10 protein-coding genes and 1 riboswitch are annotated in these 12145 nt (G+C 58.8%); of the genes, 6 read left to right on the forward strand and 4 right to left on the reverse strand.

The genetic code is table 11. The features are described 5' to 3' along the window. Positions 1–107: 107 nt before the first annotated feature. Positions 108–2264 carry a YcdB/YcdC domain-containing protein gene (locus tag ACTQ33_RS09205; RefSeq protein WP_441464119.1) on the forward strand — a complete coding sequence of 719 codons (2157 nt, stop codon included), beginning with the start codon at positions 108–110 and terminating at the stop codon, positions 2262–2264. Between the two features lie 181 nt (positions 2265–2445). On the opposite strand, the gene ACTQ33_RS09210 is transcribed toward ACTQ33_RS09205, so the two are convergent. From ACTQ33_RS09210 to ACTQ33_RS09225, 4 genes are all read right to left on the reverse strand, one after another. Beyond that, positions 2446–3348 carry an IS3 family transposase gene (locus ACTQ33_RS09210; RefSeq protein WP_441464165.1) on the reverse strand — a complete coding sequence of 301 codons (903 nt, stop codon included), beginning with the start codon at positions 3346–3348 and terminating at the stop codon, positions 2446–2448. Then, positions 3285–3635 (reverse strand): helix-turn-helix domain-containing protein, encoded by a 351-nt coding sequence (locus ACTQ33_RS09215; RefSeq protein ID WP_441464121.1) that lies wholly within the window; start codon positions 3633–3635, stop codon positions 3285–3287. Before ACTQ33_RS09215 ends, ACTQ33_RS09210 begins: the two co-directional genes overlap by 64 nt. A 103-nt stretch (positions 3636–3738) precedes the next feature. Continuing rightward, complete coding sequence (gene metA / locus ACTQ33_RS09220) at positions 3739–4683, reverse strand: homoserine O-acetyltransferase MetA (protein WP_441464123.1); 945 nt, start codon at positions 4681–4683, stop codon at positions 3739–3741. 14 nt (positions 4684–4697) lie between these two features. After that, complete coding sequence (locus ACTQ33_RS09225; RefSeq protein WP_441464124.1) at positions 4698–5975, reverse strand: O-acetylhomoserine aminocarboxypropyltransferase/cysteine synthase family protein; 1278 nt, start codon at positions 5973–5975, stop codon at positions 4698–4700. A gap of 516 nt (positions 5976–6491) precedes the next feature. Next, positions 6492–6674: riboswitch (Lysine riboswitch) on the forward strand. 128 nt (positions 6675–6802) lie between these two features. On the opposite strand from ACTQ33_RS09225, the gene dapA reads away from it, so the two are divergent. From dapA to lysA, 5 genes are read left to right on the forward strand one after another with little or no spacing between them, the layout of a single operon-like run. Continuing rightward, on the forward strand, positions 6803–7693 hold the full coding sequence (dapA, locus tag ACTQ33_RS09230; RefSeq protein ID WP_441464125.1) for a 4-hydroxy-tetrahydrodipicolinate synthase: 891 nt from the start codon (positions 6803–6805) through the stop codon (positions 7691–7693). Between the two features lie 12 nt (positions 7694–7705). Beyond that, positions 7706–8443, forward strand: coding sequence for a 4-hydroxy-tetrahydrodipicolinate reductase (gene dapB, locus ACTQ33_RS09235; protein WP_441464127.1), 738 nt, complete (start codon positions 7706–7708; stop codon positions 8441–8443). Positions 8444–8459: 16 nt separating this feature from the next. Further along, the gene (locus tag ACTQ33_RS09240; RefSeq protein ID WP_441464129.1) at positions 8460–9443 is read left to right on the forward strand and encodes a diaminopimelate dehydrogenase; all 984 of its coding nucleotides are present in this window, start codon (positions 8460–8462) and stop codon (positions 9441–9443) included. 54 nt (positions 9444–9497) lie between these two features. Beyond that, positions 9498–10817 (forward strand): aspartate kinase, encoded by a 1320-nt coding sequence (locus ACTQ33_RS09245; RefSeq protein ID WP_441464130.1) that lies wholly within the window; start codon positions 9498–9500, stop codon positions 10815–10817. Beyond that, entirely contained in the window at positions 10818–12113 is a 1296-nt protein-coding gene (gene lysA / locus ACTQ33_RS09250) for a diaminopimelate decarboxylase (RefSeq protein ID WP_441464132.1), read from the forward strand. Positions 12114–12145 lie beyond the last annotated feature (32 nt).

The following is a 12145-nucleotide window of genomic DNA, read 5'->3' on the forward strand; positions in this document are numbered from 1 at the left end:
GTTTTTCCATCTGTTTTTTAGCAGAATTTCCCTGCCACCACAGCTTGTCGTTTCCGTTTATGAAGGTGAGAAGCAACTCATCGGTTAAAAAGAAGGAGGAATCCACCATGAAAAAGCTGACCAGCCTGCTGCTGAGTCTGGCGGTACTGGCCACGGCAGTTCTGCCTGTGGCGGCGGCCACCGACCAGCGGCTCACCCAAGTAACCCAAGCCGTCAAGGAAACGCTGTCCATTGACGACGGCTACGACACCTTCTATGGGGAACTGGAGGAGACCACGTTCCAGTCCTTCTGGAGCCTCAACTGGGAGGGCGAGGGCCGCTCCCTGCGGGTGTCGGCGTCGGAGGACGGCACCGTTTATCGCTACAACTACAGCGACTCCACCGGCTCCACCAGTCAAACCCCCTCGTTCCCGGAATACAGTCCCACAGAGGCCCAGACCATTGCACAGGAATTCCTGGATACAGTGGTTACCGCTCCCCTGGGCGTCCAACTGGAGGACACAGAGACCACAGGCTCCATGGACAGTGATCGCTATTACTTCTATGGGAATCTGACGCTCCACGGCTACCCCACCCCCGTGGGATTGTCCGTATCTGTGGACAGCCACACGGGACAGGTTCTCAGTTACCGGCGGGATGACCGCTATGACGTCTATCTCCCCTACCCTGCCGCCTCGGCAGCTCTGACCGAACCCCAGACCGCCAACGCTTCCAATCTGCTCAAAGGTACTCTGGCGCTGCGGCTGGAATACGTTCTGGACAACGACAGCGAAACAGCGGTACTCCGCTATCTGCCAGAAGATTCCAACAGCTATTATGTGGATGCCGCTACCGGCCAGCTGGTGGACCTGACCGCCCTCTATGGCGATCTCAGCAAGGGCGAAGGCACGGACAGTTCCACCGGTGCTACCGCTGAGGACAGCGCCAACAGCGGTCTCACCGATTCCGAGCTGGAGGGCATCGCCCAGATGAAAGACGTAAAGGACAAGGACACGCTGGATCAGGCGGTGCGCGCCTACAGCGAGTTGGGTCTCAGCGGCTACACCCTCAACAACTGCTCCTATGCCCTGAATCGGGAGACCCAGCAGGTCACGGCCACCCTCCGCTACAGCCGCAGCGGCAATTCCGATGGCCCCGATGCAGTCAGCACCTCCTATGCGTTCAACCGTTCCGTCACCGTGGATGCCAAAACTGGGGAAATTCTGTCTTCCAGCGGCACATCCTGGGCTGACGAGGACTTCCAACCCACCGTCTCCCCTGCCGCGGCCCAGGCCAAGGCCGAAGCGTTCCTCCAAAAGCTGTGGGGCGACGACTTCGCCAAATCGGCCCTGTATGACACCCGGGAAGCCGGTATGGAAGCGGGCCTGCGGGTCCACACCTTCACCTATGCCCAACAGGTGAACGGCTACTTCTTCCCGCAGAACACCCTGACCATCGCCATCGACGGCCAGACCGGCGACGTTATCAACCTGTACCGGGATTTCGAGGCAGCCCCAACCTTTGACAGCGCCGACGGCATTCTCACCGAAGAAGCAGCCCTGGACGCCTGGTTTGCCACCTTTGACGTGGTTCCCGGATACACCCGGGTCCCCGTGGCCCTCAGCGACTACGGCGAGCAATACCGCCCCCTGCTGGACCAGGGCTACACCTATGTACATGAATTGAAACTGGGCTATACCCTGTCGCAGAAGGACTACTACCTGGGCATCGACGCCAAGAGCGGCGACGCTGTGGCGCCTCCGGTCACAGAGAATAGCCGCCGCATCACCTACAGCGATATGGAAGGAAGCTGGGGGCAGGACATGGCCCAGGCCCTGGCCGACTACGGTGTGGGCTGGCTGGGCGGCAAACTGGAGCCCGACAAGCCCCTGACCCAGCTGGACCTGATGGCCCTGCTGCTGAGCACCCGGGGCATTCTGTTGGATCTGGAGGATGCGGACAGCGCCGACGCGGTCTACGATTACGCCTATGCCATCGGTCTTCTGACCGCGTCGGACCGGAGAGACAGCGCCATTCTGACCCGCGGCGAACTGGTGCAGTATCTGCTGGACGCCAACGGCTTTGGTGAGGCAGCCCGACTGCCGGACATCTTCCGGTGTGATTACACAGACGCCGCTTCCATCCCCGATGCACTCTTCGGCTATGCGGCCATTGCCCAGGGCTTGGGCATGGTCACCGGCGACAGCGGCGGCAATTTCTCCGCCGGGCGCACGGTCACCCGATTGGAGACCATCGCCATGCTGTACCGGCTCTTGTCCCGTTGACCCATGAAGCGGCCCCACGGATTCCCCGCTTCTGCGCCGCTCCCTGGTTCCACTTCTCTCCCTGCTCGTTCATACTTTATCCACAGTTTTGTGGATAACTTTTGACAAAGTTCTACATTTCCCATCAAAAAACCGGCAGCTTTCCGATGAAGTGAACCCCAAAAGTTAGACATTTTTTGAATTAAGCGGCCTGAAGGGTCTGATATCTGTGTTGAGCAGGTGTCAGGCCCTTCAGTTTAAGCTTGATCCTGCGGTTATTGTAGTAGTCGAGGTATTCGACCAGTTCGGCCTTGAAGTGTTCCAAGGAGTCAAAGTCTTGGAGATATAGAAGCTCCGATTTGAGCAGACCGAAGAAATTCTCCATCACAGCATTGTCCAGACAGTTGCCTTTACGGCTCATGCTTTGCCGGATACCTTTTCCATCCAGCATCTCTTGATATTTTTTGTGCTGGTATTGCCAGCCCTGGTCAGAGTGAAGAATCAGCCCTGTATCATCTGGAATCGTCGCAAACGCAGCATCCAGCATGGAAGTGACCATGCTGAGTACAGGCCGATCCGAAATAGTATAACTGACCAAGTTCTCGCTGCACAGATCAAGGATGGGTGACAGATACATCTTCTCACCGAACAGGGAGAACTCCGTTACGTCGGTGACCCATTTCTGGTTTGGCTTCTCTGCATAGAAGTCTCTTTCCAGCAGATTTGGAGCGATTTTTCCGACCTCACCCTTGTAAGAACGATACTTCTTCATTCGTACTTTACTGCTCAACCCCATCTGCCGCATGAGCTTCATGACGAGCTTATGGTTGTGGTGAAGGCCTCGGTTCCGTAGCTCCTGTGTTACTCTCCTGTAGCCGTATCGGCCCTTGTTTTCAGCGACAATGGCGCAGATTTCTTCTTTCAGTTCTGCGTGTTTATCTGGTTCTTTCTGCTTCTTGGTGTAGTAATAATATGTGCTGCGAGGGAGGCCGGCAACGTCCAGCAACAGCGACAGCTTGTATTCATGCCTCAGTTCCCATATTACTTTCGCTTTCTCTCTTGCCGTACCCTCTCGGCAACCAAGGCATTCAATTTTTTTAGGTATGCATTCTCAGCTCTTAGCCGCTGCACTTCTGCCAGTAGATCTTCTTCTACTTCAGGTTTTAGTTTCTTTGGTGGGCGACCCTTGCTGCCACGGCCACGGCGCTCAATGTACAGTCCTTCCGGGCCTTCTTCCAGGTAGATCCGTTCCCATGAGGCCACACGGTCATGTGCAGTTATTCCGTATAGCCGCGCCACTTCTTTATGACTCAGCTTTTCTCGCTGCATCGTTTCAACGACTTCCTGTTTGAATTCCCCAGTATACCTCTTGTTCGGCACTCCTTTCGGCATATAACAACACCCCATTCGTTAGTAGTATACCATACTGTCTAACAAATGGGGTGCTGTTCACGAGAAAGCTGCCGGTTTTTCTTCTATTTTAATTTTTTTACACTTACTGGAACTCCCCGCTGGACGGCTGTTGAGAAAGGTTCTTGAGGTCGTAGGGCGTCGTCTGGTAGACGAAATAATTGAGCCAGTTGGAATACAGCAGATTGGCGTGGGCCCTCCAGGACACCAGGGGCGGCTGGGTGTCGTCATCATTGGGGAAATAATTTTTAGGCGGGGCGATGGGCAAGCCCGCCGCCTTATCCCGGCGGTACTCCTTGTCCAGGGTGCCGGGGTCGTATTCGGAGTGGCCCATGATGAATACCCGCCGGCCCTGCCGGGACGAGACAGCGTAAACGCCCGCCTCCTGCGACGAGGCCAGGACCCGCAGACTGGGGACCCGCTCCACATCGGCCCGGTCAATGGTGGTGTGGCGGGAGTGGGGCACCATAAAGGTATCATCAAAGCCCCGGAACAGAATGGACCGCTTATAATCCACCGTATGGGGAAATACGCCGAACATCTTTTCCGGCAGTTGATGCTTCTGGATGCCGTAGTGGTAGTAGAGCCCCGCCTGCGCGCCCCAGCAGATATGGAATGTGCTGTGGACGTTGGTGGTGGTCCACTCGAAAATCTCACACAGCTCCGGCCAATAGTCCACCTCCTCAAAGGGCATCTGCTCCACCGGCGCGCCGGTGATGATCATGCCGTCGAACTTCCGGTGCTGGACCTGGTCGAAGGTCTTGTAAAAGGCCAGCATGTGCTCCGAAGAGGTGTTTTTCGACTCGTGGGTGGACATCTGCATGAGCTCCATATTGACCTGGAGGGGCGTGTTGCCCAGGAGCCGTGCCAGCTGGGTCTCCGTATCGATTTTGGTGGGCATCAGATTGAGAATCAGCAGGTCCAGGGGCCGGATGTCCTGAGTCATGGCCCGGGTCTCCGTCATGACGAAGATGTTTTCATCCAGCAGAGTTTTGGTGGCGGGCAGATCATTGGGAATCCGAATGGGCATGGTGTGCTCCCTTCTCAGGCCAATGCCTGGGTGATATCGTCAATGAGGTCCTGGACGTTCTCCAGTCCCACAGACAGGCGTACCAGCTCGGGGCTGACGCCGGCGGCCACCAGTTCCGCATCGTTCATCTGCCGGTGGGTGGTGCTGGCCGGGTGGATGCAGCAGCTGCGGGCGTCGGCCACATGGGTGGCGATGGTGATGAGCTTCAGCCGGTCCATAAAGCCCTCCGCGGCGGCACGTCCGCCCTTGACGCCGAAGCTGATGACGCCGCAGGCGCCCTTGGGCAGGTACTTCTTGGCCAGATCATAGTATTTGTTGTCGGGCAGACCGCTGTAGTTGACCCACTCGATCTGGGGATGGTTCTGCAGGAACTCGGCGATGGCCTGGGCGTTGGCGCAATGGCGCTCCATGCGGACGTGGAGGCTCTCCAGGCCCACATTCAGCAGATAGGCGCTCTGGGGTGACTGGCAGGCGCCCAAATCCCGCATGAGCTGGACCGTGGCCTTGGTGATGTAGGCCCCAGCCTGGCCGAACTTCTCGGCGTAGACAAGACCGTGGTAGCTTTCGTCGGGAGTACACAGGCCCGGGAACTTGTCGGCATGGGCCATCCAGTCAAAGGTGCCGCCGTCCACAATGCAGCCGCCCAGAGCGGAGGCGTGGCCGTCCATGTACTTGGTGGTGGAGTGGACCACGATATCCGCGCCCCAGGACAGGGGCTGGCAGTTGACCGGCGTGGCAAAGGTGTTGTCGACGATCAGGGGCACACCGTGGCTGTGGGCCGCCCGGGCAAATTTTTCGATGTCCAGCACCGTCAGGGCCGGGTTTGCGATGGTTTCGCCGTAAACGGCTTTGGTATTGGGCCGGAAAGCGGCGTTCAGCTCCTCCTCGGTGCAGTCGGGGTGAATGAAGGTGAACTCCACGCCCATCTTCTTCATAGTGACGGCGAAAAGGTTGAAGCTGCCGCCGTAGATGGTGGAAGAGCAGACCACATGATCGCCACAGGTGGCGATATTGAAGACGGCATAGAAGATGGCCGCCTGACCGGAGGCCGTCAGCATGGCCGCCGTGCCGCCCTCCAACGCGCAGATCTTGGCCGCCACATTGTCGCAGGTGGGGTTCTGGACCCGGGAGTAGAAGTAGCCGCTATCCTCCAGGTCAAAGAGGCGGCCCAGGGATTCACTGCTGTCATAGCGGAAGGTGGTGGACTGGATGATGGGTACGGCTCTGGGGTCGCCGTTGCCGGGGACGTAGCCGCCCTGAAGGCAGCGGGTTTCGATTTTGTAGGGATTCATAACTGGGTTTCCTCCTGTCTGTGAAGTAGATGAGCAGGCAACAAAAAACGCGTCCCTGCATAGACTGCAAGGACGCGAGCTGTTGCCGCGTGATACCACCTTGGTTCTCCCCGCCCTCACGGACGGAGACTCTGCGGGTGCCGTTGCCGATACCCCGGCGCTGTAATGGGCGCACCCATCGCAGCCTAACGTTCCGCAAAGGACCGGTCGGTGCGAGGCTCCGAGGCCATGTTCCCCCCTGCGTATCGGGCTTCCTTTCACCGTGTGGAAGCTCTCTGGGCCGCGTCGGCAGGGCGTACTCTCCTCTTCATCGCCGTTGTCATCGATGAACTTACTGTCTCAGTGTAGCGCACCATTTTAAAAAAGTCAAGTGCAATCCACGGAGCAGAATGGCAGCCGGGATTCTTTTCCGTGATTTTTCACGAAAAATCCACCGTACTTTCATAAAGTATTCAATTCCTATTGACACCATTTGTCGTGTATGCTAAACTTCTAGCAGTTGAATAGTGCAATAAAACGAATGATAGAGGCGCGACGCATCAAGAGTACCGGTTTTGCCCCAGGCTTTCGCAGAGCTGTGCGAATCGGGAAAGGGATCGTCGCCGAAGGGGCCCGAGGCGGAACGGTACCCTGGGCAGACGGTCAACAGCCGTCTGACTGTCGCATTTGCGGAGTGCTATGCGGAGTGCTATCAGAACACGGCGTCTATCCACGGGACCCTCTCAACCCCCCCCCCGTCGGACGGATTGCAGGGATTCCGATAGTCGATGCTTGCATCGGCTATTTTGTTTTTCTCGGCCATTATCATAGTGAAGGAGTTGCGATCCATGAACCATGAACCTATTTTTCGCGGCGTAGCCACGGCCCTCATCACACCCACTGATGAAACCGGCATCGATTTTGCCGCCTTCAAAAAGCTCATCAACTGGCAGATCGACGAGGGCATCAACGCGCTGGTCATCTGCGGCACCACCGGTGAAGGCTCCACCCTCTCCGATCAGGAGCACCGGGACGCCCTCTCCTGCGCCGTGGAGACGGCGGCGGGCCGGGTGCCCATCATTGCCGGTACCGGCTCCAATGACACCTCCTACGCCATTGAGCTGACGAAGTTCGCCTGCTCCATCGGCTGCGACGGTATGCTGTGCGTAACCCCCTACTACAACAAGGCCACCCAGAAGGGGCTCGTCGCCATGTACAACGCCATCGGCGACGCCTCCACCAAGCCCATCATCCTCTACAACGTTCCCTCCCGCACCGGCGTCAACATTGAGCCTGCCACCTATGTGGAGCTGGCCAAGCATCCGATGATTGCCGGTATCAAGGAGGCCAACGGCAACATCTCCAAGATCGTGGAGACTGCGGCCCTGGTGGGCGGTCAGCTGGCGATTTACTCCGGCAACGACGACGAGATCGTGCCCATCATGGCCTGCGGCGGTATCGGCGTCATTTCGGTACTGTCCAACGTAGCCCCCAGAGAGACCGTGGCGATCTGCGACAAGTTCTTTGCCGGCGACGTGGCCGGCGCCATGGCCTTGCAGGCCAAGTATCTGCCCCTGATCCGGGCCTTGTTCTCCGAGGTCAACCCCATTCCCGTCAAGGCCGCCATGGCCGCCATGGGCTTCTGCAAGGACTATCTGCGTCTGCCCCTGACCCCCATGGAGGAGGGCCACAAGGCCACCATGCTCCAGGCCATGCGGGATGTGGGCATCAACGTATAAGGAGGCCGTCCCATGAAACTTCTTGTCAACGGCGCCTGCGGCCGCATGGGCCGGGCGGTCCTGGCCATGATCGACCAGGGTATCCAGGGCTCGGAGCTGGCCGGGGCTGTGGATTCCTACGGCAGCGGCGACACCATTCTCAAGAGCTTGAACGACTTCACCGGCCAGGCCGACTGCATCATTGATTTTTCCAACCACGCCGCCACGGCGGAGCTATGCGCCTACATCCAAAAGACAAAGATTCCCGCCGTCATCGCCACCACGGGCCAGACGGAGGAAGAGTTGAAGCTCATTGATGAGGCCGCCAAGGCGGCTCCCATTTTCCGCTCCGGCAACATGTCCCTGGGCGTGGCATTGCTCATGGAGCTGGCCCGCACCACGGCCAAAATGTTCCCCGACGCCGATGTGGAGATCGTGGAAGCTCACCACAACCAGAAGCTGGACGTTCCCAGCGGCACGGCCCTGATGCTGGCCGAAGCGGTCAAGGACGCCCATCCCGACTACGACGTGCTGGTGGGCCGCCATGAAAACGGCAAGCGGCCCAAAAAAGAGATCGGTGTCCACTCCCTGCGCATGGGCAACACCGTGGGCATCCACGAGGTCATTGTCAACACCGGTACCCAGATCATCACTTTGAAGCACGAGGCCCAGGACCGTTCCCTCTTTGCGGAAGGTGCGTTGTCCGCCGCCGCATTCCTCATCGGAAAGCAGCCGGGGCTCTACAACATGAACGACATTGTAACGCAGTAAAGGAAGGTTTGTACATATGACAAGAATTGGCATTGTAGGCTACGGTAACCTGGCCCGGGGCGTAGAGTGCGCCATCACCCAGAATCCTGATATGGAGCTGGCCGTGGTGTTCACCCGCCGGAACCCGGCTTCCCTCACCATCCACACCCCCAACGTCCCCGTGGCGTCCATGGACGATATTCTCAGCTGGAAAGATAAGGTGGATGTACTGATCCTCTGCGGCGGCTCCGCCACGGACCTGCCCACCATGACCCCGGCCCTGTCCAAGGACTTCCACGTCATCGACAGCTTTGACACCCACGCCAACATCCCCGCCCACTTTGCCGAAGTGGACGCCGTGGCCAAAGAGAGCGGCCATATGGCCATGATCTCCATGGGCTGGGACCCGGGCCTGTTCTCCGTCAACCGTCTCTACGCCTCGGCCATTCTGCCCGAGGGCAAGGACTACACCTTCTGGGGCAAGGGCGTCAGCCAGGGCCACTCCGACGCCGTCCGCCGGATTCCCGGCGTGCTGGACGCCCGCCAATACACCATTCCCGTTCCCGAGGCATTGGAGCGGGTCCGCAAGGGTGAGAACCCGGAGCTTACCACCCGGGAGAAGCACACCCGCTACTGCTTCGTGGTGGCCGAAGAGGGCGCCGACAAGGCCGCCATTGAGCAAGCCATCAAGACCATGCCCAACTACTTTGCCGACTATGACACCACCGTGGAGTTCATCACCGCCGAGGAGATGGAGCAGAACCACTCCGGCCTGCCCCACGGCGGCAGCGTCATCCGCAGCGGCGTCACCGGCTGGGATAAGGAGTGTCTCCAGACCATCGAATACACGCTGAGCCTGGACTCCAATCCCCAGTTCACCGCCAGCGTTCTGGTGGCCTGCGCCCGTGCACTGACCCGGATGAAAGACCGGGGCTGCACCGGCTGCTATACCATCTTCGACATTGCCCCGGCAGACCTGAGCCCCCTGGGCCGCGACGAGCTGCTGGCCCATATGCTGTAAATTTCGCGCCGTCCCCCTTTTGTAAAAAACCACATACACAAGGAGAAGATACCCATGCAGACGAAAGTAGTCAAATTCGGCGGCAGTTCCCTGGCCGACGCCGCCCAGTTCCGCAAGGTGGCGGCCATCATCAAGGCCGAGCCGGAGCGCCGCTATGTGGTGGCTTCCGCCCCCGGCAAGCGTTTTTCCGATGATATCAAGGTCACCGATATGCTCTACGATTGCTTCAGCCTGGCCGCCAAGAAGCAGAACATTGACGAGGCCTTTGCCAAAATCGAAGCCCGCTACAACGGCATCATTGCCGATCTGGGCCTGGACTTTTCCCTGGAGAAGGAATTCCGCAAAATCCGCATGGCCATCGAACATCACGCGGGCCAGGACTATGTGGCCAGCCGGGGCGAGTATCTGAACTCCATGATTCTGGCTCAATTCCTAGGCTTCACTTTCGTGGATGCCGAATCCGGCATCTTCTTCCACAGCGACGGCACCTTTGACGACAAGCAGACCTACAAGGCTCTGGCCGCCCTGCTGGAGGACGTGGAATACGCCGTCATTCCCGGTTTCTACGGCTCCATGCCCAACGGCACCATCAAGACCTTCTCCCGGGGCGGTTCCGACGTCACCGGTGCCATTGTCGCCCGGGCCGTCCACGCTTCCATCTATGAAAACTGGACCGACGTTTCCGGTATGCTCATGGCGGACCCCCGTCTGGTGGAAAATCCCCGGGTCATTGAGGAAATCACCTATCGGGAGCTGCGGGAGCTGGCCTACATGGGCGCGACAGTTATGCACGAGGAGGCTATTTTCCCGGTTCGGGAAGCCTGCATTCCCATCAACATCCGCAACACCAACGCCCCTGCCGATCCCGGCACCATGATTGTGCCCAAATCCGACCGTCCGGTGCCCACGGTCATCACCGGTGTGGCGGGCCGCAAAGGTTTCTCCTCCATCACCATCGAAAAGGACCGCATGAACACGGAAGTGGGCTTCGGCCGCAAGGTCCTGGGCGTTCTGGAGGACTTTGGTGTGTCCTTTGAGCACACGCCCACGGGTATTGATACCATGAGTGTTGTGGTGTCCACCAGCTCCATTGCCGACTGCAAGGAAGCCATCATCGGCCGTATTTTCCGGGACGCCAACGCCGACTCCGTCACCATTGACGACAACATGGCGCTGATTGCCATTGTGGGCCGCGGCATGGTCAGCAACAAGGGCACGGCGGGCCGGGCCTTTACGGCCATTGCCAATCAGAACATCAACGTCCGGATGATCGACCAGGGCTCCGGCGAGAACAACATCATTGTCGGCGTGGACGAGGACGACTACACCGCTGCGCTTCAGGCCATCTACGGCGCCTTTGTCGGGGAGGCGTAAATGCTCTACGACAATCTGACCATCAACGACCGTGGCCATCTGGCCATAGCCGGTCAAGATACCACCGAGCTGGCCCGGGAATACGGCACCCCCCTGATGGTGCTGGATGAAGACTGGGTCCGGGCCCGGTGCCGCATCTATGTGGAGGCCCTGCGGGACCACTTTCCCGCCGGGTCCCTGCCCCTGTACGCCTCCAAAGCGCTGAGCTTCAAAGGCATTTACCGTCTGGCCGCCGAAGAGGGCATGGGCATTGATGTGGTGTCCATCGGAGAAATCCACACGGCCCATCAGGCGGGCTTCCCCCTGGAGCGGGCCTATTTCCACGGCAATAACAAGACCGACGAGGACATTGCCTTTGCCATGGACCACGGCGTGGGCCAGTTTGTCTGCGACAACCTGGACGAGCTGGACGCCATTGACGCCGAGGCGGGCCGCCGCGGCATCCGGCAAAAACTGCTGCTGCGGCTGACGCCGGGCATCGATCCCCACACCCATGAGAAGATCAATACGGGCCGCATCGACTCCAAGTTCGGCGCTGCCATTGAGACGGGACAAGCCGAGGAATTGGTCGTCAAGGCCCTGGGCAAGCAAAACGTGGAATTGTTGGGCTATCACTGCCACATCGGTTCACAGATTTTCGACCACACGCCGTTCTGTGACGCGGCCATTCTGATGCTGCGGTTTCTAGCGGAAATGCGGGACCGTCATGGCTTCTGTGCCCCGGTGCTGAACCTGGGCGGCGGTATGGGCGTACCCTACACCGATGCCGACCCGGTCATCGACTACAAGGCCAACATTGAAAAAATCGGCAAGCTGGTAGCCGACACCTGCGAAACGCTGAAGGTCCCCGCCCCGGCCATTCTCATGGAGCCGGGCCGCAGTCTGGTGGCCGACGCCTGCACGACCCTTTATACGGTGGGCGGCACGAAAGTCATTCCGGGTTTCAAAAACTACGCCTCCGTGGACGGCGGCATGACGGACAACCCACGGTATGCCCTGTACCAGTCGGCCTATACGGTGGCTCTGGCCAACCGGATACAGGACCCCGCCGATTTCTGCTGTACCATCGCGGGCCGCTGCTGTGAAAGCGGCGATCTGATTCAAGAGAATGTGACCATTCCCACGCCCTACCGTGGGGATCTGCTGGCGGTGTTTACCACGGGTGCGTATAATTATTCCATGGCGTCCAATTATAACCGGATTCCCCGTCCGGCCATGGTCGCCCTGTCGGGCGGTCAGCACCGATTGGTCATCCGTCGGGAATCTCTGGACGATCTGACAAGAAACGACGTATAGGCCCAAAATTAAAGTTTTACCCGGTTTTTCAA

The organism is Candidatus Avoscillospira sp. LCP25S3_F1 (genome assembly GCF_052117125.1).
Taxonomy (GTDB): Bacteria; Bacillota; Clostridia; order Oscillospirales; family Oscillospiraceae; genus Avoscillospira_A.